Origin of the sequence: Rummeliibacillus suwonensis (assembly GCF_007896435.1) — a bacterium.
In the GTDB taxonomy this organism is placed as follows: Bacteria; Bacillota; Bacilli; order Bacillales_A; family Planococcaceae; genus Rummeliibacillus; species Rummeliibacillus suwonensis.
The window spans coordinates 1,025,201-1,046,892 of the sequence record NZ_VCBL01000001.1 but is presented as its reverse complement, the minus strand read 5'-3'; the positions used below and the strand labels follow the sequence as shown (position 1 = coordinate 1,046,892).

Genomic DNA, 21,692 nt, shown 5'->3' with positions numbered 1-21,692 from the left:
TTATCCTTTTGAGATAAGGGTTTGGAGAAATATATTAGAATTAATTATTTTAATTCAGAGATATATTTAGCCATTGCATCAAGTTCTGCACCTGAAACTAAACCAGCAGGCATTTGACCATCTACATTTGGTTTGTCTTGACCTTTAGTAAGAATATCTTTAACTTTAGCTTCAGATAAACCCGTTCCATGCAAGCTTGGACCTACTTGACCTTTAAGGTCTCCACCGTGACAAGATGAACATTTTGCTTGAGCAATAGCTTTTGGATCAACATCCCCTGATGCAGCGCCACCTTCAGCTTTTTGTTCAGTTTTCGCTTTGTCTCCGCTTTTAGCAATATCGGCCTTATTATCTGCTCCTTCAATAGACATGAAGAAGATTAAACCTAAACCGAAAGCCATGATTAAAAGATACGGAATGATAGGATTTTTTTTCATTAATTACCCTCCTCATAAGTTCAATCTATTTCTATAAATAGAATCAGTCAACACTTTATATTGTACTTCATAACTGCTGAAACGAAAAGGCTTTCTGTATAAGTTTTCGTTCGTTTGTGACAAATTTGACACAATCGACACATTAACACACCATTGGCTTTACTATACCATTCTGCCTATTTCAGAAGTACCTTCACCAATTTCTAACAGCTTCACATCTCTTTGATAACGTTTGATTTCAAGTTGTCTAAGACGCAGCTGTTTTACTCAATTTTTCGTTATAATGACAAAACGAACATATCAAAACTTGTCATATCTTAAGTTTCTTCAAAGGGCGGCTCATTATTCCCAATTCGCTTAATTGTGTTAAAATTTCTTCTAAAAATTGTTTTATATGATCTTTTTCTTATTTCTAGTGTAACAACTTTTCTCCCGAATATTCTTATCATTTTCTGTCATATTTCTGTTCATCGATCCAATCAGTTTCGACTTCATGACTTTCTCATCGAATTTACGAAATTTATTTAAATATCGTGTAAAAAATAACGATAATCAATCCAACAATTCCTGAAATTTTAAAATAAATAAGATGTAATAATTGACCCGCCACCAACCATAAAATACAATTACCAATCAGCACACTATACAGCATGAAAGGATGTCCGCCTAAAAAGAGATTCACTATTTTAATGGAGACACCAAAAATGAGTAACGCGATTGTCGCATAAGTAAAAGTTGTCATTACTGTTTTATTGGGCTTAAATTTAAAAAGGAATAATATGAGCGCAATAATAATACTAATACTCAAAACAATTGGGATAAAAACAAAAGGTGCTTTTAACCAAAACAGTGCGATCAATAAGGAAATAGTTCCAACTAAGCCCAAAACTATCTTCCAATGATTTTTCCTCGAATTTTCTGCTAATAAAGACCTTTTAGCATTTACTTCGATTTGAGAGGAATCCTTTACTTCTTGTCCCTCTGAATATAATGTCGTTAAAAAATCACAATATTGTTCCGGTAATAATTTATTTTTCTTCCAAAATGCGATTTCGTTAAGGATTACTTCTTTCTTTTGACTGTTCACGTAAATGCCCCCAGCTCTAGAAACCATTTCATCCATAATTTTACCTTATTCAATTAAAAAAAGGCACCCTTTTTTAGAGTGCCCTTTTTACTATTCTAGAAAATCCTTTAGACGTTTACTTCTTGATGGATGGCGCAATTTTCTTAGTGCTTTTGCTTCTATTTGCCGAATACGCTCTCTTGTTACACCAAAGACCTTCCCTACTTCTTCAAGTGTCCGAGTACGGCCATCATCTAAGCCAAAACGTAAGCGTAAAACATTCTCTTCCCGATCCGTCAACGTATCTAAAACATCTTCTAATTGTTCTTTTAAAAGCTCATATGCTGCATGTTCAGAAGGTGATTGAGCTTCAGAATCTTCGATAAAGTCCCCTAAATGTGAATCGTCTTCTTCCCCAATTGGGGTTTCTAATGATACTGGTTCTTGGGCAATCTTTAAAATTTCACGAACTTTTTCTGGCGTTAAATCCATTTCTTCACCAATTTCTTCCGGTGTCGGTTCACGACCTAAGTCTTGAAGTAATTGACGTTGAACCCGAATCAGCTTGTTGATCGTTTCTACCATGTGCACTGGAATACGAATCGTACGCGCCTGGTCAGCTATCGCACGCGTAATGGCTTGACGAATCCACCAAGTAGCATATGTTGAGAATTTGAAACCTTTTCGGTAATCGAATTTTTCAACTGCTTTGATCAATCCCATATTTCCTTCTTGAATAAGGTCAAGAAATAGCATACCACGGCCAACATATCGTTTTGCAATACTGACAACAAGTCGTAAATTCGCTTCTGCTAGCCGTTTGCGTGCTTCATCGTCTCCTTGTTCTATGCGTTCAGCAAGTGCAATTTCTTGCTCCGCACTCAGCAAATCGACACGGCCAATTTCTTTCAGATACATACGAACTGGGTCATTTATCTTAACGCCTGGTGGAACACTTAAATCATTCAAGTCAAACGTTTCTTCATGGTCCTTGCCTTTGAGAAGTCGATCTAAATTTTCTTCATCGCCATCTTTACCACCTAATTCTATACCTTTAGATTCAAGTTTTTCGATGAATTCTTCTACTTGATCAGCTTCCATTTCATAAGTTTGTAACTTGTCTGCAATTTCTGCATATGTTAATTCGCCATTTTTCTTACCCAAATCTAGTAAGAATTTTTTTGTTTCTTCTAAAGTATGCTCATGTTCTGTTTCTTTTACTTTTTTTTCATTAGTTAAACGTTTAGACTTGTCCGCCACAGGTGTTTCCTCCTTCTAACCTTCACTATCACACTACACTTTTGATAGTGAATTCCTTAAATCAATGACTTCCTTTGAAAGCTGCAAAGCACTTCTTAAATCGTGCATTTTTTCTGCTTCTTTAATTGCATGATTTTTATCTTGTATAAGTTGTTTAATCCTGAATTTCTTTATTTGTTTTAAACAGTCAGAGATCTCCTCTTCCGTATGATCAGGATCCCGCTCCACAAGAGCAGCTTCCATTATGATTTTGCGTAGCTCTCTATCACCGATGACTTCAGCAAAACGCTGGTAATCCGCTTTTTGATGTTCTTCATAAAAACCAATTAGGTGAATATAGATTGCTATATAATTATCCCTCACAAAGGGATTTTCATCCTCTTCTTGGCGAATCCTATCTACAACGTCAATGTTATGTAACATATGTGCTAAGAGCAGTCTTTCAGCACGATCAGTCGCTGTGATTTTTTCTTTTGGAAGAGGTAATTGTTCAGTTATTGGTTGCGCTTGTTGCTCAAATCGTTTAGAATCTTTTACAACCTGTGCATCCTTTTGACGTAACTGAATCTGTAATGTTTCTTCGGAAATGTTTGTATCCATTGAAATCTGTTTGAGATATAATTCTTTTTCAATAGGAGAAATTCCTTTAACTAAAAAACTCAAAGCTTCATCCACATATTGCAATATGTCGTTTTGATACTGAAAATTTTTATTGCGTCTTGCATACATCAACATAAATGCAACATAACTTTGAGGTTCACTGATTACTTTTTCTTTAAAAGCTTCTGGACCAAATTGCTGTATATATTCATCTGGGTCTAAACCTGTAGGAAGCACTGCAACTTCAACATTTAATCCTTCTGCGTGTAACATTTCCGCAGCCTTTTTTGCAGCTTCCCAACCCGCTTTATCGCCATCATAGCAAACAATTATATGATTGGTTAGACGTTTTAACTTGGTCATGTGTTGCATAGTCAACGCTGTCCCCATCGATGCAACACCATTAAACACATCTGCCCTTTTTGCAGAGAGCACATCCATAAAACCTTCAAATAGAACAACTTTACGTTCTTTTCGTATAATAGGTCTTGCTTGATCCAAGTTATATAAGACTTGTCCTTTATGGAAAATGGGGGATTCTGGACTATTTAAATACTTAGCATCTTCTCCACCACTGTCAAGAATACGACCAGAGAACGCAATAATATTGCTTTGCTCATCACGAATTGGAAACATGACGCGGCCCCTGAAACGGTCAAAATAGCCAGAACCGTCCTCTCGTTTTATAATTAATCCGCTCTGTTCCATTTCATCTAAACGAAAGCCCTTTCGTGTTAAAAGCTGAGTTAAAGAATCCCAATGGGGTAAAGAATAGCCTATCCCATTTATTTCGATTTCTTCTTTTGTAAAACCTCTTTGTTGCAAATACTCAAGCCCTTTTTCGCCTTCTTCAGTATTTAAAAGTAAATGCTGAAAATATTCAGCAGCGAATGTATGGGCATCTTTCATACGCCCTTCTTCTGGAGAAATAAGATGCGTATGCTGATTAGGTGTTGATGACACATCGACATGAATACCGACGCGTTCACCAAGCTTGGCTGTTGCCTCTTGGAAAGAGATATTCTCAATGTCCATTAAAAATGTGATAGCACTGCCTCCAGCACCACAACCAAAGCAATGGAATATTTGTTTGTCTGTGGATACAGAAAAAGAAGGGGTTTGTTCACCATGAAATGGGCACAAGCCGAAATAGTTTCTTCCTCTTTTTGTCAACTGAACATATTCACCAACAATATCCACAATATCTGTCTGGGAACGTATTTGTTCGATGATCTCTTCAGGTATTTTTTGCACTATTCCATCACCATCTTTTTTGCTCATAACTGAATTCGAGATAATTATCAAAAAGTCCTTCATTTTTCGACAAAAAAATTTAATTGAAGTTAGTATGGACTAAACACTTGTAATTATTTTTACCACAATTTTTTATTATAAAACATTACGTCTAAAAATTCTATTACTTTTTTAACATTTTTAATCAAAATAAACTTTGAACGATTACTTTCCACCTATAGATGAAAAAGTTTCCACACAGAAAAAAACCTCCCCAAGAAGGAGGATACATAGTCAATCATGATTGGCTAGTTGAATACGATGAATAATATCATTAGCGGTTTCTTCAACAGCTTTGTTTGTCACATCAATCACTTGGCACCCTATTCGATTGACTACATTTTGAAAATGCGTAATTTCCTCGTTAATCCGCTCAAGTTTTGCATAATTTGCACCATCATTTAGACCTAAAGCAAGTAGACGTTCTTTGCGTATGCTATTTAGTTTTTCAGGAGATATAATAAGTCCAAAGCATTTTGCTGGATCCACTAAAAATAATTCTTCAGGTGGCTCTACTTCAGGAACGAGTGGTACATTCGCTACTTTATAACGTTTATGGGCTAAAAATTGCGATAATGGCGTTTTAGAAGTACGGGAAACTCCTATTAATACGATATCGGCTTTTAGTAAACCTCTTGGATCACGACCATCATCGTATTTTACTGCAAATTCAATCGCCTCTATTTTTTTGAAATAATCATCATCTAATTTGCGAACCAACCCAGGTGCTTCCAAAGGTTCAACCTGTAGAGTGTTTCCTAAAATTGTCATGATTGGCCCCATCAAATCAACATTTGGAATATTATTTTCAAGGCATATATGTCGCAAAAAGTCTCTCATTACTTCTTTTACTAAAGTAAAAACAATGATCGCATCCTGCTCTAATGCAAGATGGACAATCTCGGTCAATTGTTCTTTACTTTCTATATGGGGAAAGCGCTGAATCTTTGTATCCTGCATACCAGGTCTAAATTGACTAATAGCTGCTTTTGTTACCAAATCACCGGTTTCTCCCACAGAATCTGAAATGATAAAAACAGTTAAGTTATTCATGAAAGCATCACCTCACAAATCATGATTTTCAGCAAGCGACAAAAACGCTCGTGTAATATTTGTTTTTGTCAAACGACCTATGACCTCTAAGCCATCTGGATGTTCGATTACGACAGGTAATGCATCTATTTGCCTTTCGATAAGCTTATGTGCTGCCTGAATTAAACCATCTGATTTAAAACAATACGCAATATTCGGCATCCTCGTCATGATTATATGTACGGGAATATGATTTAAGTCTTGACTACCTATACTTGTTCGAAGTAAATCTTTTCTTGAAAGCACACCAGTCAAATAAGAACTATGGTCTACAACAAATAATGTACCCACGTCTTCTAAAAACATTTGACAAATGGCATCATATACAGAAACATTCTCAGAAACTACTACCGGAATCGATTGAAAGTCTTTCACCTTCATATTCGTCATGCTATCGACAACAGCTTGGTTTGTTTTTTTACCAGAGTAAAAATAACCAACACGCGGTCTAGCATCCAAAAAACCTGCCATTGTTAAAATGGCTAAATCTGGTCTAAGTGTCGCTCTAGTCAGTGAAAGACGCTCAGCTATCTGTTCCCCAGTAATAGGGCCATTTTCCTTAACAATTTCTAAGATCTCTTCCTGACGTTTGTTGAGTTCTATTGGACTCACCGCCTCAAAAAATGTTATACTCAATGCCTAATTATTATATACTATTTCCGATTATATTGCGAAGAAAAGAATCACATGTTACAATTGTGTTCGATTGTAGAGTGAAACTTCACACAGTAGGATTTTCTTCATCTCCCACTGTATGGTTAGTCGAACCATCAGGTTTTCATGAGCAGCAATCCCCCACATGTAAGTCTTAAAGTTGGGGACTATATTACCCGTTAGTACGGGGGAATAAGCAATGAACGGTCTATAAGTATGATTTCATCTTACTAAAGCGAGTAGAGATGGTGAAAGTCTACAAGAAATCAGAAAAAGGCAGCCGGGAGCTAAACTTTTGAAAGAGGGTTACTTTTTGAGTAGCCAATCGGGGTGGAACCGCGGGTCTATACGCACTCGTCCCCGGGTACAATTTGTGCCCGGAGACGGGTGCTTTAATATTTGGAGGGATATCTAATGGCAAAAACAATGGAAAGTATCGTAAGCTTGGCTAAACATCGTGGCTTTGTTTTTCCTGGTTCTGAAATCTATGGAGGTTTAGCCAATACTTGGGACTATGGTCCACTCGGTGTCGAATTGAAGAATAATGTCAAAAAAGCATGGTGGAAAAAATTTGTGCAAGAATCACCCTATAATGTTGGACTTGACGCGGCTATTTTGATGAACCCAAAAACTTGGGTAGCTTCTGGTCATGTTGGTAACTTTAATGATCCAATGATTGACTGTAAACAATGTAAGGCTCGTCATCGCGCTGACAAACTAATCGAAGAAGCAGCACTTGCAAAAGGGGAAGAAATCATCGTCGATGGTATGCCTTTTGACAAAATGGCTGAAGTGATGAAAACATACGACGTTCACTGTCCAGACTGTGGTGCACAAGATTTCACTGAAATTCGTCAATTCAACCTTATGTTTAAAACATTCCAAGGTGTGACTGAAGATTCTACAAATGAACTCTTCCTACGCCCTGAAACAGCACAAGGTATCTTCGTTAACTTTAAAAATGTACAGCGTTCTATGCGCAAACGTACACCATTTGGTATTGCACAAATCGGGAAATCATTCCGTAACGAAATCACACCTGGTAACTTTACGTTCCGTACGCGTGAATTCGAACAAATGGAACTTGAATTCTTTTGTAAACCAGGTACGGAGTTGGAATGGCATGCATACTGGAAGAAATTTTGTAAAAACTTCCTATTGAATTTAGATGTAAAAGAGGATTCTATACGTCTCCGTGATCATGAGCAAGAGGAACTTTCCCACTACTCAAATGCTACAACAGATATCGAATTTAAATTCCCATTTGGCTGGGGAGAGTTATGGGGCGTTGCATCCCGTACAGATTTCGACTTAAAACGACATATGGAATATTCCGGTGAAGATTTCACCTACATCGATCCAATCTCAAACGAACGTTATGTACCCTATTGTATCGAACCTTCACTTGGTGCCGATCGCGTAACCCTAGCATTTTTATGCGATGCATATGACGAAGAAGCATTAGAAGGCGGAGATTCTCGAACGGTTCTTCACTTACACCCTGCTCTTGCACCATTCAAAGCAGCCGTATTACCACTGTCTAAAAAATTATCTGAACAAGCAAATGATGTGTGGGCTGAATTACGCAAATCTTTCCCAGTAGATTATGATGAATCCCAATCTATAGGTAAACGCTACCGTCGACAAGATGAAATCGGCACACCATTCTGTATTACTTATGATTTTGATTCAGTTGAAGATGGTCAAGTAACCGTTCGTCATCGTGATTCCATGGAACAAGTACGTATGCCGATCGCTGATGTGAAAGCTTATATTGAAAAACATCTTGTATTTTAAAGCTTTTAATATCACCAAAAATTCATGAACTAATGAAAAAGAATCTGCTCATTCTATTTTTCAAAATGAGCAGATTTTTTTATTTTCTTATAAATGCGGGATGAATAGACAGATTTATTGGTAAAAAATAGTGCTGAATAGTGAGTTTTAACTCCATTTAGATAGATTGGAGCAGAGAACGGCACCTCCTCGAAAATGCATGCACATATTTATGATATTAGTCAATAAAAAGAATTTTTACTAGATAGTATCGACTGCCCAATTGAGAGGTGTTATCATGAATGCGAAGAGATTAAATTCATTGGAGTGGTTAAATGTCTTTAAATGAATTGCACCTTGGCGAGAAAGCAACCATCGTCAATTTATCATCATTAAATAGATACATTAAAAGAAGATTGTTAGATTTAGGAATTTTAGAGGGTGAAGAAGTTTTGCTAAAAAATCGTATGCCATTTCACGGTCCTTTCATGATTGAACATAATGGACAAATTTTAGGAATCCGCTATAGAGAAGCTTTGCAAATCGAGATAAAAACATCATGATGAATATTGCATTAGTTGGGAACCCCAATACTGGGAAAACATCTTTGTTTAACTACCTAACAGGTTCTTATGAATATATCGGCAACTGGAGCGGAGTTACCGTTGAAAAGAAGGTTGGGACATTAAAAAATAAGCGAGATCATCTAATTGATCTGCCAGGAATTTATTCATTAAGTCCTTTATCTAAAGATGAAAGCGTTGTTTCAAGTTATTTTATTTCAGAAGATTTTAGCGGCATTGTGAATATCGTTGACGCATCTCAGTTAGAACGTAACTTAATCTTAACCATTCAGCTTTTAGAATATGGAAAGCCCATCGTCATTGGTTTAAATATGTCAGACGTAGCAAAACAGCGGGGCATTTTATTAGACGAAGAAAAACTTTCAGAAGCGTTACATACACCCGTCGTTTCAATTATTGCACGAACTGGGAAAGGCTGTAATGATTTGATGCGCTCTATTTCATCTATCGGGACAAAGCCAGCGGAGCGGCTGAGACTAGATTACGGTCTAGACATTGAAAACGGGATTGATCGATTATTATCTATACTGCCAATAGAAACGATTCAACACCTTTCCCCTAGGTGGCTAGCGCTGCAATTTTTTGAAGGAAATAAGATTATTGAAAATTATTTAGAAACACTTGTTCCAAAAAGACAATTGAACGAGCTCTATCAAGAAGTAGAAAAACAAGTAAAGAGCAATCATCGTGTGAAAGGGCTTTCTCAATGGATTTATCAAGTAAGAAAGAATTATATTTTAGCTATTTTAGAGCAATCTGTTAAAAAAGAACAAACTCATCGAGCTAATCTAACAGATCGAATTGATGCCATTGTGACCAATCGATTTTTAGGAATGCCGATCTTTTTGTTATGCATGTTTTTAATGTTTAAACTAACATTTGACTGGCTCGGGACACCACTTTCAGATTTACTAGATCAATTTATATCTGGTTCGTTGACAGGATGGTTGAAGATATTACTAGAAGATCTTGGTACATCTAATTTTATTCAATCCTTAGTTTTAGATGGGATTGTTGCTGGTGTCGGCGGAGTGCTTGTCTTTGTGCCACAAATTTTCATCTTATTTTTCTTTATTTCATTCCTTGAAGATTCGGGCTATATGGCACGTGCTGCCCTTGTAATGGACAAACTAATGGAAGCTGTCGGTCTTAATGGAAAAGCTTTTATTCCAATGATCATTGGCTTCGGCTGTAATGTACCTGGTGTTATGGCAGCAAGAACAATTGAACAGCCGAGGGAACGTTTAATCACCATTCTGTTAACGCCATTAATGTCCTGTTCAGCTCGATTACCAGTTTATGCGCTATTTGTTGGTGCTTTTTTTGCTGGTCATCAAACTATTATTGTCTTTTCACTCTATGTTTTGGGTATTGCGCTAGCATTACTGATGGCTAAAATCTTTTCAAAAACATTGCTAAAGAGTGAAACATCTATCTTTGTTGTGGAACTGCCTCCCTATCGCATTCCACAAGCAAAAACTTTGTTAAGAAGCACTTGGGATAAAGGAAAAGGCTTTCTCCGTAAAGCCGGTACATTTATCTTCGGTGGATCTGTTGCCATCTGGCTATTGTCCTATGCAGGTCCCGGAGGTTTGAATGTTGATATGGATAAAAGTTTCCTTGCAGCAATTGGCGGTGTACTTGCACCCATACTTACACCACTCGGATTTGGCACATGGCAAGCTGGTGCCTCACTTCTAACTGGATTTTTGGCAAAAGAAGTGGTCGTTTCAAGTATGAATATTATTTATCACGCACCAAATACTGACAGCCTACAAGGATTATTGACACAAGCCTATACTCCTTTATCAGCCTTTTCTTTTATCGTTTTCATTTTATTGTATGTCCCTTGCTTAGCTACTGTTGGTACAATCAAAAAAGAAACGGGTTCAGCAAAATGGACTTTTTTTGCAGTTATTTACGCACTGATATTGGCCTATATTGTTTCGTTTATCCTTTATCAATGTGGAAGGCTCTTAGGATTCTAAAGGAAGGAAGCGATTCAAATGATTGCAAATATTGTAATTGGATTACTTATTTTTGGGTATGCAAGTTGGACTATTTATCGTCATGTTCAAAAAAGTAAGAAAGGAAAATGCGGGTCTTGCGAATTAAAAAGTAATTGCGAATGTTGTAGTCCTGCAGCTATGAAATTAAAACATAATAACCATTAACCACTTATTTATCAAAATGAAATCTCGCCAAGGGAGGGTCTTCTTCATTTCCCATTAGGTGTTTTAATGAAACCAATTGGGGGGGCCTTCTTACAGGCAGTTGTCCTCCATCAAGTCTCTTCTTTTTCTTGGGCCTTGATGTATTTCTGCGGATTACCTGTCTGTTTCTGCAAGGCAAATAATTGTAGGAGTTAACCGCTTCATGCCGTTTTCCAATAAGTTTTAAAAGTAGTTAAATGGATTTCATGTAAAAAAAGGTGTCCTAAAAGGCTTATAAAGAATGCCTTTAGGACACCTCTATTATCATTGAGACACTGTTTATTTTACATATGCATTCCTAAAAGAATAATCGACAAAAACATTACTTACATCTTGCTGATTACCAGAAAAAGGCTGAAGCTAAGCCAATTCCTAAGATTGCCCCAAGTGCTATTCCAACACCAAGTCCTGGTCTATAGCCAAAACCTGGGCCATATCCCCAAAAGCCTAGACCATATCCTCCTCCTAATCCGCCACCTTGTGGGCGAACCCAGACCATATTGCGAGTAACTCTTGTAATCTCTCCTACATGCACAGTACCATCATTACATTTAATTCTTACATTTTGACCATGATATCGACAACATAATTGATAAGCATCATTTTGATTCATCTTATCCCTCCTCCCCAAATTATTTTTGCATAAAAGTATGCCTTGTATTATATGGCGTGAGAGATAGTGCTGAATGGCCAAAGGTCTAACAATATAAAAATAATCAGGCGTGTTGATTATCCAATATAATCCATAAAAATAGAGGGATTCGTTGATTTCCGCTTCGACTTGCTCGCTTTCCTGCGGGCGAATGCTGGGGGCAACAGGATGTTGGTCACGGAGTCGTTGCCACAGGACGTGGCGCACTACAACTCCGTTCCTTAATCGCTACGCTGTGGGGTCTCATCTATTCGCTTTTCCCGCGGGACATTGAATGGACTTCCTGAATCCACACCGCACGAAGGAAATGCGCATGCATTTTCGAGGACTCGAGCAAGCCTCCGCTCCAATCTATATAAATGGTCCTGAAGATACAGAGTTTTTCAAAAATTACGTCAAACAGGCACTCCTAATTTTTGTAAATCAACACGTATGAAAAATAATATTCATGTTGATCAAAGGTGTTGTTATAATATATTGTTGATCTTTTCAGCTAGTGACACTTGAAAAGTGAAATACAGTTATTTCTAGAAAGAAAGTAAGATCTCACCAGCAATATGAAGGGGCGTATAATTTTAAAAAACAATACCACCAAGGATACATATGATAACAATAAAAGCTTATAAAGGATGGGGTATTTGTCAGTTATTCAAACTCAAAAATGGCTCTATGAATTTGTCAAAGAGTGTAAAGAAAAATCGATTGTAGATTATGCTAGTGTACAGTGTGAGACGATTTGTAACCCTTTAAAAAAAGCATTTCCAAAAGTACATTCACAGGCAATGCAGCAGGAGTTACTAAATCATGGGTTATTTGATCCTTTTGAATGGTTTAAAATCGAAACAGTTGTAGAAGAAATGGAAAAACAAAACGTTTGGAAAATCATCGAAAAAGAATTTCAATCTTTAAAAAAAATATGGAACGGTCCAAATGTGCCCATTTATATTTTTCCTATTAAAAGAGGATTACTAGGATTTAGAAAAGATATGCATCGTAAAAATGGTGTTGCCTATAAAGAAGCTATTTTTTTATTTTTATCAACGGATCTCAGTAAAGAGGAAATAAAGGCAATGCTGGCTCATGAATATAATCATGCATGTCGATTACATTTCATAAACTTATCACCTGAAAAAACACCTCTAAAAGAGTCACTTATTATTGAAGGGCTGGGTGAATACGCAGTAAAAGATTTATATGGGGAAAAACTTCTAGCACCATGGACGAATCTTTATCCCTTTGATCAGGCACTCCAAATTTGGAAAAAACACTTTTTGCCATCCTTATCTATCAAAGGTTTAACGAATCACCATGCTTTTTTATATGGTCAAAAAGGAAGCCCATTGCCAAAATGGATTGGTTATTATATAGGCTATCAAATTATTGATACGTATCAAGAACAGCATGGTCCCTTTAAAAAGAACGAATTATACCAAAAATCTGCTGATACATTAATAGCCGGTTCAAAATTCCCAATAAAGTAAAGCATCTTCAAGTGAGGTTGGTACTTCTGGATATTCATTAAATCAAAAAAACTTTTACAGGTAGTCGGTCCCCCAACTTCGTTTTTTTGTTGCTGCACAATAAATGACTGAATGCCGCCTACTGTTAATAAGTTTATGATATTTTTTATCGCAAATAACATTTAAATACACGGTAATTGATAAGATGCCCATTTTGTTCTATAAATTGATTGTGTGCTTCCCAGACATCGTGGAGTGCCATAGAAATATGATCAGATAGATCCATATCAGCAATTTCACTCGGAATAAGCAAACCAGATGTAGGAATTTTTTCTATATCGGCAAATCCCACTTGCTGCAAACGAGAAATCCATTCTTTTTCTGTTAATACTTCATCAATTCCATAAATCTCTACCACTTTTTCTTTCACATCATCTGATAAATCTTGCTCAGCCGTCATCTCGATCATTAACAAACAACCATTTTCTTTTAATACTCTAGCAATCTCACTTAAAGTCTTTGAAATATCCGTAAAAGAAATGACGGATTCCGACAGGACGTAGTTAAACGAATGATCTGCAAATTCCATGTTTTGCACATCGCCTAAAATCGCTTTTATAGTAAGGCCTTCCGTTGCAAATCTTTTTTTGGCTTTTTCGATCATCGTTGGATGTAAATCGATGGCTGATACTGTGCAGTTAAAATTTTTTGCTAGAAAGGACGCCGTTTTTCCTGTACCACAGCCAATATCTAGTACATGATCTTGCGGTTTGATTTTCTCTTTTGCAAAAATCGAGTGTGTAAGTGCCATTCCTCCTGGATGTGCACCACCAATACCGAAGTGGGCAAGTAAATCTAAATACTGATTCATCATAAGATCCTCCTCTAAATTTAGATATTGTTATAATATGTGATAAATCCTAGAGTGTACGGAAACTTATACGTCTAAAAAACCGATCAGTAGATACATGGAAACAGCATGACCACGCCATCAAAAAAGCAGCTAGATGAGAAACATTTTTTCATCCAGTTGCTTTTTTAAGAGAAATTAGCTATTACCAACAGAAATATGCATATTAGAAGCTTGATATAAAGCGGATTGCCCTACTCATGGCAGTTGGAACAACAGAGGCATGATTTTCATCTTCAGCTTTATAAAATGCGATGTTATTTTGAAATGATGGTTGAAGTAATTGATACATTTTATCGGAATCTTCTACCATAAAACCTTCTTTTCCACCAACAGCTATAAATAAAGGAGATGGTGAAAAGTCTTTCGCCTTTATAAATGGCAATACCAACTTTTCAAGCTCATATTGATTCCACCATATAGAAGGACTAAATGCGATATACCGATCAAAATAGGCTGCATTCATAAATAATAACCAAAGCGCATAATAACCGCCAAGTGAGTGACCAAATATGATCTCAGCACCATGGGAAGGGAATTTTTGATGTACAATCGGTTTTAATTCCTTCATAAGAAATTCTGTAAATTTTTTGGCTCCTCCGTTTTTGCGCACATCCCGGTTTTGAAAACGTTCTGGATATACATAAGTTTTTGCGGGTGCAGTAAAATCATAAAATCTCCGGTCACGTCTGTCTTCCCCATGTTCAATACTAACTACTATTGCGGGAGAAACTTTGGTTTTAGGTGCATTTGAAGATTGGAGATTAATAATTTGACTGGCGAATGGAAAATATGAACTACCATCTAAAATATAATAAATCGGCAGCTGATCCGCTTTTTCTATATATTCAGGTATAAATATACGAATGGTATATGTGTAATCTGTATATACAGAATTTAAATTGAAAGTTTCTATCTTTGAAACCATTTATACTCCTCCTAGGACTTTGTCTTAACCAATAAGTAAAGAAAATATGGAATTCCAATAATGGACACAACAATGCCCACAGATAATTCAGATGGCGCAAATACGGTTTTGCCGATAAAATCTGCAAAAATAAGTAAAAATGCTCCCATTAACGCACTGATAACAATAACAGATCGATGATGATTCCCAACAAGCTGTTTTGCTATATGTGGTGCTATTAAACCGATAAAGCCAATGCTTCCTGAAACGGATACGCAAGCACTCACTAAACCCACACTTGCCATCATCAACTTTCTTTTTTCAACTTCCGTTTCGATTCCTAGGCTGACCATATTCTCTTCACCCAGTTGGAAATAATCTAAAAGATGTGCTTTCCAAAAAAGATAGATAGACAAAATCACTACCCATGGAAGGATTGTCCAAACAAAAAGCCAATCTGCATTATAAATCGAACCATTCATCCAAACAGCAGCCGCTTCAAAATCAGATGCATTCATCTTTAACGAAAAATACATAGACAAAGCACTAAAACCGCTATTGATCGCAATACCCGTCAAAATAAGTCTTTGCATATCCAGTCTCTTTTGTTTGTAAGCAAATGAAAAGATAATGAAAGCAGCTAGTCCTCCTCCAACAAAGCCAAAAATAGGCATCAACAGAATAGCTAGCCAATCCTGTATATCTGCTTGCGTTACTTGTACTTGAAAGAAAAACATAAACAAGACAATAGCTGCTCCCGCCCCTGCGTTAATACCAAGGATTCCTGGATCAGCGAGTGGATTACGAGTCATCCCTTGCAATACAACACCAGCTAACGCTAGTCCTACACCGACAACGGCCGCAATAATGATACGAGGCAAACGAAATTCAAAAATAACAAGTTTAAATTGTTCGTTTTCTTCTATACCTAAAATTGTTTTGAAAATATCTTTCACACTTATATCAAATACGCCATTTGTCATATGTATGTAACTAGCAAATAGAATACAGCCTAACAATACGAATACCGTAATGGTTGTTTTAAACTTTTTATGACGCATGTTTCCCACCTCCATGCGTACGAATTAAATATAAGAAGAACGGTACACCGATAATGGCCGTTACCACGCCAATTGGTGTTTCGAATGGAAAATTAATATACCGGCTTACTAAGTCGCAGAGAGATAAAAACAAAGCACCAAGCAATGCCGAAAAAGGAATAATGATACGATAATCTGCTCCTACTAAAAAGCGGGTGATATGTGGCACAACTAAACCGATAAAAGCAATTTTCCCAACAAGTGCAACTGCTGTTCCCGTTAAACAAACAACGGCAAACATACTAATTATTTTTACCCATTTGGTGTTTTGTCCAAGCCCAGTAGCGATGTCTTCTCCTAATGCAGTGACTGCAATAGATTTTGAACAAGAAAGAGCAAGAACCAAACCAATCAAACCAAAAGGAATAGAGATTAATAGTAATTTCGGATCCACCATCTGAATTTTGGTGTTATACCACGCACTAATAGATTGAGAAACTTGGAAATACATGGCAATGGCTGTGGCTACACTACTTAAAAAGGTTCCTATTACTGTACCGATAATGGCCAGTCTGACCGGAGATAAACCATCTCGAATGAGAGATCCAAATCCAAAAACAAGACCTGCTCCTAATGCAGATCCAAGCATTGATAATAAGATTAGCTGATAATTGGCAATCCCGGGTAAAAAAATCATAGCAAGTGTAATAACAAAAGCAGAACCATCATTGACACCCATTAATGATGGAGAAGCTAAATAGTTACGTGTAATCCCTTGCATAATAGCTCCAGCTACAGCCAAAAATGCACCTACCATCATAACGGCAACTGCTCTTGGAAGTCTATTTGTCCAAATAATTTGATGATCCACATTTGTCGCATCATAGTGAATGAAAGCCTGCCATACAGTTGCAAAAGGAATATCCTTTGTTCCTAAGATAATTGAAATGATCATAATAGCCACAATTAGAACCGGAGCTACAACAGATATGACGACAACATTCCAATGTTGTTTATTCATTGAGACACCTCATTCATAGAATGTATGCAATTATTGAAAAAAAGATGATGAGATATTCTATAATGAGAAAAAGAGCAGATGGATGAGAGAGATGGCTCCTCTTCCAACTGCTTTTTTGAGTAAAACAGATCAAATTCAGAAGAAAATATATATTCTGGTGATAAATTTGATCTATGGGATGACAAAAAAACATTTAGAATATCTTCTTTTTTAAAAAGTTCTGTCGAAGAAAAATACTGATTTTTCGCTACAGGTAAACGCTTTCTGGAGCAATCTGCGAGTCGCTTTTTTCCACTACATTTCGTATAGAATTTAGCTTTGCTCCAGCTGAAGCCAACATGCTTCATTCAGCGTCGTCCCTATATCAGATCATCTAACAGAATCTTTTAACATCATTATTTTAAAAGTTTTTCAGCAACTACATCTAAAAATCTTGTTTTAGACCAAGCTGTTCCACCTTGTGCAGAAGGAGAAATAGAGTTGACAAATACTTTGTCATTTTTAGCAGCGTTTACACTTTTGAAGATACTATTATTTAATACTTCATCCAATGCTTTTGGTGTTTTGGCGTTTTCAGCTTTGTCAAATTGAAGAAAAATAACATCTGGATTGATCTTAGCAAGTGTTTCATAAGATAATTCAATTTGTGTTTTTGCATCTGCAATTTCTTTTGGTACTTCAAGACCTAGATCATCATATAAAATAGGGTTTAGATAAAGAGATGGACCATAAGCTGCCATAGTTCCACGAATACGAATGACTAATACTTTTTGACCTTTAAGATCTTTTGCAGCTTTTTCTTTTAATTCTGCTGCTTTTGCTTCATAATCACTGATAATTTTTTCAGCTTCATCTTGTTTGTTTGTTAGTTCGCCAAACAAGCGTAAGTTTTCACGCCATTTTTCTGAAATAAATGTATATGGGAAAGTTGGTGCTACTTTGTTGTATTTTGCTAGATTCTTAGCATCCCATTTATCTGTACCTAAGATAACATCTGGTTTTAGTTTTAACATTGCTTCAGCACTTGGTTCAAATTTTGTTCCAACAACAGTAGCTCCCTTTAAATCATCTGCAAGATATTCAGGGATTTCATTTCCAGCAATTGAAACAACACCAGTTGGTTTCACACCTAATGCAGCAGCATCTTCCATTGCTTCTAAACTTGCTGTAACAATATTATCAATTTTTGATGGTACTGTATATTCCTTTCCAAGATATGTAATCTTTTGTGTAGTAGCTTCTTTTTCTGATCCTGAAGAGCTACTATCAGTTGTTTTTGTGTCACTCGATTTTGAAGAGTCACTGTTTGAATTACAGCCTGTGACAATTGCTAAAGAAAGCATAGCAATCGCACCTAATTTCCAATATTTTTTCATTATAATCCTCCTAAAATGAATTTCTTTTCCAATTGATAATAATTATCATTGTCGATTACTAATCTACCAAAAAAATACTACAATGACAATGGACAAAAATTATATTTTTATGGACTTTTGCCGACTGTTCCTTAAAATTGCATGTTTCTTCGAAATGTTGATGGTGATACACCTGCATATTTTTTGAAAATTCTGCTAAAGTAGAATGGATCATCATAACCTAATTGAAAAGCAACAGTTGCTATAGATAATTTACTTAGACGAAGCATCTCTTTTGCTTCTTTAATCTTTAACTCGATCATATAATTCGAAGGATTGAGCCCTGTATGTCGCTCAAATATTTCTGAAAAGCGGCGTCTATCCAAATTGAAGTGCTCCGCTATTTCAGTGACGGATATTTTCTCCGTATAGTGATTGTGTATATAATCAACTGCCTGTTCAATAATTTTATCTTTATCCGATTTGGTATACCTTTTTGCCCCAAGTACAAGTTCTTCTACAATTTGGAGGAATAGTGTTTTAGCTGTGATGGCAGACAAACTCCCAGGAATCGAATAGGCCTTTAACAATTGATCTACATACCGATTGATCCTAGCTTGGTTGTCCACCTTTAAAGAAAAATGTTGGTGATACAATGGAAAACGATCCTGCTCTTTTGCAGGAACCTCGTAATGTAAAACAGCATATCGCCATGATTCTTTTTCTGTCGCTTCGACCTTAATATTCATCTGTGGTCCTGCATGGACAATTGTGCCAAGTTTCATATCATAAGATTCATTGTTCAGTTTAAAAACGGCACCTCCCTGCAATGGAATAATCAGTCCACACATACCTGGTGCTGTCCTACGTCCGCTATCTTTTTTTCCAGGCTCTAAGTTCGCCGCAAAAATATTCGCAAATGAAAAAGAAGATTTTGCATAATAGTCAATAATTTCATTTAATGAAGTTTCCATAAATCCTGAACACCTTCTAATTGAAAATAGTTATCATTTAAAATAGTAATCAATAAAAGGCAAAATGTAAAGACTTTCTATCTTTTTTTCCAAAGAGAAAGGTAGCTGGCTTGTAGATAAGTGACGCTCTTTCTGACGTTTCAGCAGATGCGTTATCAAAGTACAAAAGCATTCAGAATGAGGCTGCTCTGAATGCTTTTTATCTAAATGCTTATTAGAGAGTATGGATAATTGTTGGATCTACATCTAGTGTTCATGATCTTCATGGTTTGCATGATAATTGCACAAAATAGAATTATCATGCTTATGAGCATCATTTTCAAGTTGTACCGTCATATGTCCAATCCCAAGATGCAGCAATTTATGCTCTAAATTTTGAAGTATACTTTGGCTTTCCTTTACTGTAAGTGATCCATCTACGACAATATGGCATGAAAGGGCGTTTTGTCCACTCGTAATACTCCAAATGTGTAAATCATGAATTGCTTTCACACCTTCCGTTTCCTTAAAAGTACGAATGATATCATCAGTCTTGACATTCGAAGGTGTCCCCTCCATCAGCACATGCATAGAATCTTTCGTAACACGCCAGCCGCTTGTTAGTACTAGCACTGCTACAATGATACTGGCTGCTGGATCGGTCCATTCCCAACCAAACAGCATGATTAAAATAGCTGCTATGATCGCACCAACCGAGCCAAACAAATCACCGATTACGTGTAAAAATGCTGCTCGCATATTTAAGTTTTCATGCGTATCACCACCATGCATCAATATCCATGCAACTAAAATATTGACGAGAAGTCCTATAACTGCAATCACTAACATTCCACTTGAAGCGACCTCTGGAGGATTTTTAAAGCGTTGTATAGCTTCAACAGAGATAAAAATTGCTATTAAGATTAATGTGACACCATTGAAAACAGCCGCTAAAATTTCAAATCGCTTATAGCCATAAGTATTTCGATAATTTGAAACCTTTTCACTAAACGTAAATGCGAGTACACCTACTCCAAGTGAAATAGCATCACTTAACATATGGCCAGCATCAGATAACAATGCCAGACTATTGGTGATAAACCCTCCTACAACTTCAATAATCATATAAACCGCGATAATAGCTAAAGCAATCATTAACGTCTTTTTATTTGCCCCGTGTGTATGGTCATGACTATGGCCATGCTCAGTATGTGAATGTTCCATTGTCTATCACTCCTAATTATGTTTTGCATGATCAATGGTTTGTTGCAGAATGGCCATGACATGCTCATCATCTTGTGAATAATAAAGCGTTGTTCCCTCACGACGAAATTTCACTAATCTTAGATTTTTTAAAAAACTTAATTGATGGGATACAGTAGACTGCTTTAAATTTAATTTTTCCCCAAGTTCATTGACAGAATGCTCTTTTTTACTCAATAAATTTAAAATACGAATACGAGTTGGATCACTGATGGCTTTAAAAGTTTGAGATACTAAAAATAATATTTCTTCATCCAAATCTTCATTTTCAGATGTCGTATGTTCCTCATTCACAAGCATAGCTCCTTTCCATCCTATTTCTGATTATTTGAGTATATGCGTATCTATTCATATATACATATTATATGTACGAACAACTAAAAATGTCAATCTAATATAAAATGACACTTTACCTAGTGAGAGTTTTCATTCCCACTGGATATTCACTGAATCAATCCAGCTTTTACAGGCAGTTGATCACATCTTAGCCTCTTAGCTGTTCGTACTTTTATTCGAATTTTGAATAGATTTCATTTTATTTTTCCAGCAATAGTATTGGACCATCTTTTTCACAGCTTGTAGCGTAATATTCTGTTTTTCCACCGTCATTGATTTTTTTTAGAATCTTTTTACAGTCATCTGTATCAACCTTTTTTCTCCATATTCATCATGTGTATGATCATGCTTATATTGAATCACTTTTCCATCATAATGCAAATCTTGAAATATAGGATCTCCTTCGATCGTATAACTTGTGATTCGAATGTAATCTTCTTTTTTCTTTGAAATATGATCTAAAAAGTCCTCAAATCGATCAAAATTACTTAAACCGTCGGAAGTAATAACAACATCTCCCCTTTCAATAGCTTCTGCAGATTCATAGCCACCAACATCACTTTTATTATTTTCATTTTGGCTGCACGCGAACAAAAGTAAAACAAAGAGTAGAATAATCAGCGCCTTCAACCTAACTATTTTTTTCACTAATAATCTCCTCCCTATTCCAACTACTTCGTTCATTGATCTATTTAACACATTCGTTTTATTTTAAAAAATTCCTTTTTTCATTAGCGACAATTTATTTTAGTTCTGTATCTGAATCAATTTCATAAATCATTTTCTTCTTAAAAAATACGAACATTTAATAATAGCTAAT

Annotated in this window: 21 protein-coding genes; 5 read left to right on the top strand and 16 right to left on the bottom strand. The window is 36.2% G+C overall.

Translation table 11 applies throughout. The features are described from left to right. Window positions 1-44: 44 nt before the first annotated feature. The 6 genes from FEU33_RS04840 to ccpN all read right to left on the bottom strand — a co-directional run bounded on the left by FEU33_RS04840 (window position 45) and on the right by ccpN (window position 6,360). Window positions 45-437 carry a c-type cytochrome gene (locus tag FEU33_RS04840; RefSeq protein WP_146548290.1) on the bottom strand — a complete coding sequence of 131 codons (393 nt, stop codon included), beginning with the start codon at window positions 435-437 and terminating at the stop codon, window positions 45-47. Between the two features lie 520 nt (window positions 438-957). Next, window positions 958-1,524, bottom strand: coding sequence for a hypothetical protein (locus FEU33_RS04835; protein WP_146548289.1), 567 nt, complete (start codon window positions 1,522-1,524; stop codon window positions 958-960). A gap of 90 nt (window positions 1,525-1,614) precedes the next feature. Further along, entirely contained in the window at window positions 1,615-2,763 is a 1,149-nt protein-coding gene (gene rpoD / locus FEU33_RS04830; protein WP_146548288.1) for an RNA polymerase sigma factor RpoD, read from the bottom strand. Window positions 2,764-2,796: 33 nt separating this feature from the next. Next, window positions 2,797-4,620, bottom strand: coding sequence for a DNA primase (gene dnaG / locus FEU33_RS04825; RefSeq protein ID WP_146549900.1), 1,824 nt, complete (start codon window positions 4,618-4,620; stop codon window positions 2,797-2,799). Between the two features lie 270 nt (window positions 4,621-4,890). After that, complete coding sequence (locus tag FEU33_RS04820) at window positions 4,891-5,709, bottom strand: pyruvate, water dikinase regulatory protein (protein ID WP_146548287.1); 819 nt, start codon at window positions 5,707-5,709, stop codon at window positions 4,891-4,893. Between the two features lie 12 nt (window positions 5,710-5,721). Next, window positions 5,722-6,360 (bottom strand): transcriptional regulator CcpN, encoded by a 639-nt coding sequence (gene ccpN, locus FEU33_RS04815; protein ID WP_146548286.1) that lies wholly within the window; start codon window positions 6,358-6,360, stop codon window positions 5,722-5,724. Window positions 6,361-6,816: 456 nt separating this feature from the next. Here ccpN and FEU33_RS04810 point away from each other — a divergent pair, with 456 nt between their 5' ends. The 4 genes from FEU33_RS04810 (at window position 6,817) to FEU33_RS04795 (ending at window position 10,936) form a co-directional block, all read left to right on the top strand. Beyond that, window positions 6,817-8,199, top strand: a complete 1,383-nt coding sequence (locus FEU33_RS04810) for a glycine--tRNA ligase (RefSeq protein WP_146548285.1) — start codon at window positions 6,817-6,819, stop codon at window positions 8,197-8,199. Window positions 8,200-8,513: 314 nt separating this feature from the next. Then, a complete protein-coding gene (locus FEU33_RS04805; RefSeq protein WP_146548284.1) occupies window positions 8,514-8,741 on the top strand; it encodes a FeoA family protein in 228 nt (75 codons plus the stop codon). Further along, window positions 8,741-10,750 carry a ferrous iron transport protein B gene (gene feoB, locus FEU33_RS04800; protein WP_146549899.1) on the top strand — a complete coding sequence of 670 codons (2,010 nt, stop codon included), beginning with the start codon at window positions 8,741-8,743 and terminating at the stop codon, window positions 10,748-10,750. Before FEU33_RS04805 ends, feoB begins: the two co-directional genes overlap by 1 nt. Window positions 10,751-10,768: 18 nt before the next feature. Continuing rightward, window positions 10,769-10,936 (top strand): FeoB-associated Cys-rich membrane protein, encoded by a 168-nt coding sequence (locus tag FEU33_RS04795; protein WP_146548283.1) that lies wholly within the window; start codon window positions 10,769-10,771, stop codon window positions 10,934-10,936. 379 nt (window positions 10,937-11,315) lie between these two features. Here the strand turns inward: FEU33_RS04795 and FEU33_RS04790 are convergent, their stop codons facing one another. After that, entirely contained in the window at window positions 11,316-11,588 is a 273-nt protein-coding gene (locus tag FEU33_RS04790) for a hypothetical protein (protein ID WP_146548282.1), read from the bottom strand. Window positions 11,589-12,265: 677 nt separating this feature from the next. Between FEU33_RS04790 and FEU33_RS04785 the strand changes: the two genes are divergently transcribed. Beyond that, on the top strand, window positions 12,266-13,108 hold the full coding sequence (locus FEU33_RS04785; RefSeq protein ID WP_146548281.1) for a DUF2268 domain-containing putative Zn-dependent protease: 843 nt from the start codon (window positions 12,266-12,268) through the stop codon (window positions 13,106-13,108). 145 nt (window positions 13,109-13,253) lie between these two features. Here the strand turns inward: FEU33_RS04785 and FEU33_RS04780 are convergent, their stop codons facing one another. The 9 genes from FEU33_RS04780 to FEU33_RS04740 form a co-directional block, all read right to left on the bottom strand. Continuing rightward, entirely contained in the window at window positions 13,254-13,958 is a 705-nt protein-coding gene (locus tag FEU33_RS04780; RefSeq protein WP_244950972.1) for a class I SAM-dependent methyltransferase, read from the bottom strand. Window positions 13,959-14,163: 205 nt separating this feature from the next. Beyond that, window positions 14,164-14,925 carry an alpha/beta hydrolase gene (locus FEU33_RS04775; RefSeq protein WP_146548279.1) on the bottom strand — a complete coding sequence of 254 codons (762 nt, stop codon included), beginning with the start codon at window positions 14,923-14,925 and terminating at the stop codon, window positions 14,164-14,166. Window positions 14,926-14,936: 11 nt separating this feature from the next. Continuing rightward, complete coding sequence (locus FEU33_RS04770; RefSeq protein ID WP_146548278.1) at window positions 14,937-15,965, bottom strand: FecCD family ABC transporter permease; 1,029 nt, start codon at window positions 15,963-15,965, stop codon at window positions 14,937-14,939. Continuing rightward, the gene (locus tag FEU33_RS04765) at window positions 15,955-16,965 is read right to left on the bottom strand and encodes a FecCD family ABC transporter permease (RefSeq protein WP_146548277.1); all 1,011 of its coding nucleotides are present in this window, start codon (window positions 16,963-16,965) and stop codon (window positions 15,955-15,957) included. Before FEU33_RS04765 ends, FEU33_RS04770 begins: the two co-directional genes overlap by 11 nt. Before the next feature lie 395 nt (window positions 16,966-17,360). Beyond that, window positions 17,361-18,344 (bottom strand): ABC transporter substrate-binding protein, encoded by a 984-nt coding sequence (locus FEU33_RS04760; protein WP_425127960.1) that lies wholly within the window; start codon window positions 18,342-18,344, stop codon window positions 17,361-17,363. A 128-nt stretch (window positions 18,345-18,472) separates the two neighbouring features. Then, window positions 18,473-19,294: an AraC family transcriptional regulator gene (locus FEU33_RS04755; RefSeq protein WP_146548275.1), complete on the bottom strand. Its 822-nt coding sequence runs from the start codon at window positions 19,292-19,294 to the stop codon at window positions 18,473-18,475. Between the two features lie 246 nt (window positions 19,295-19,540). Next, window positions 19,541-20,497, bottom strand: coding sequence for a cation diffusion facilitator family transporter (locus FEU33_RS04750; RefSeq protein ID WP_146548274.1), 957 nt, complete (start codon window positions 20,495-20,497; stop codon window positions 19,541-19,543). 12 nt (window positions 20,498-20,509) lie between these two features. Further along, window positions 20,510-20,830 carry an ArsR/SmtB family transcription factor gene (locus tag FEU33_RS04745; protein WP_146548273.1) on the bottom strand — a complete coding sequence of 107 codons (321 nt, stop codon included), beginning with the start codon at window positions 20,828-20,830 and terminating at the stop codon, window positions 20,510-20,512. Window positions 20,831-21,154: 324 nt separating this feature from the next. Then, a complete protein-coding gene (locus tag FEU33_RS04740) occupies window positions 21,155-21,520 on the bottom strand; it encodes a DUF4362 domain-containing protein (RefSeq protein WP_186731317.1) in 366 nt (121 codons plus the stop codon). Window positions 21,521-21,692: the final 172 nt, after the last annotated feature.

What these genes read in the sequence shown, in the direction of transcription:
- FEU33_RS04795 (WP_146548283.1), top strand. Translation starts at nt 10,769, where the DNA reads ATGATTGCAAATATTGTAATTGGATTACTTATTTTTGGGTATGCAAGT.
- FEU33_RS04765 (WP_146548277.1), bottom strand. Translation starts at nt 16,965, where the DNA reads ATGAATAAACAACATTGGAATGTTGTCGTCATATCTGTTGTAGCTCCG.
- FEU33_RS04810 (WP_146548285.1), top strand. Translation starts at nt 6,817, where the DNA reads ATGGCAAAAACAATGGAAAGTATCGTAAGCTTGGCTAAACATCGTGGC.
- FEU33_RS04790 (WP_146548282.1), bottom strand. Translation starts at nt 11,588, where the DNA reads ATGAATCAAAATGATGCTTATCAATTATGTTGTCGATATCATGGTCAA.
- FEU33_RS04820 (WP_146548287.1), bottom strand. Translation starts at nt 5,709, where the DNA reads ATGAATAACTTAACTGTTTTTATCATTTCAGATTCTGTGGGAGAAACC.
- FEU33_RS04775 (WP_146548279.1), bottom strand. Translation starts at nt 14,925, where the DNA reads ATGGTTTCAAAGATAGAAACTTTCAATTTAAATTCTGTATATACAGAT.
- FEU33_RS04780 (WP_244950972.1), bottom strand. Translation starts at nt 13,958, where the DNA reads ATGAATCAGTATTTAGATTTACTTGCCCACTTCGGTATTGGTGGTGCA.
- FEU33_RS04755 (WP_146548275.1), bottom strand. Translation starts at nt 19,294, where the DNA reads ATGGAAACTTCATTAAATGAAATTATTGACTATTATGCAAAATCTTCT.
- FEU33_RS04805 (WP_146548284.1), top strand. Translation starts at nt 8,514, where the DNA reads ATGTCTTTAAATGAATTGCACCTTGGCGAGAAAGCAACCATCGTCAAT.
- FEU33_RS04770 (WP_146548278.1), bottom strand. Translation starts at nt 15,965, where the DNA reads ATGCGTCATAAAAAGTTTAAAACAACCATTACGGTATTCGTATTGTTA.
- FEU33_RS04750 (WP_146548274.1), bottom strand. Translation starts at nt 20,497, where the DNA reads ATGGAACATTCACATACTGAGCATGGCCATAGTCATGACCATACACAC.
- FEU33_RS04840 (WP_146548290.1), bottom strand. Translation starts at nt 437, where the DNA reads ATGAAAAAAAATCCTATCATTCCGTATCTTTTAATCATGGCTTTCGGT.
- feoB (WP_146549899.1), top strand. Translation starts at nt 8,741, where the DNA reads ATGAATATTGCATTAGTTGGGAACCCCAATACTGGGAAAACATCTTTG.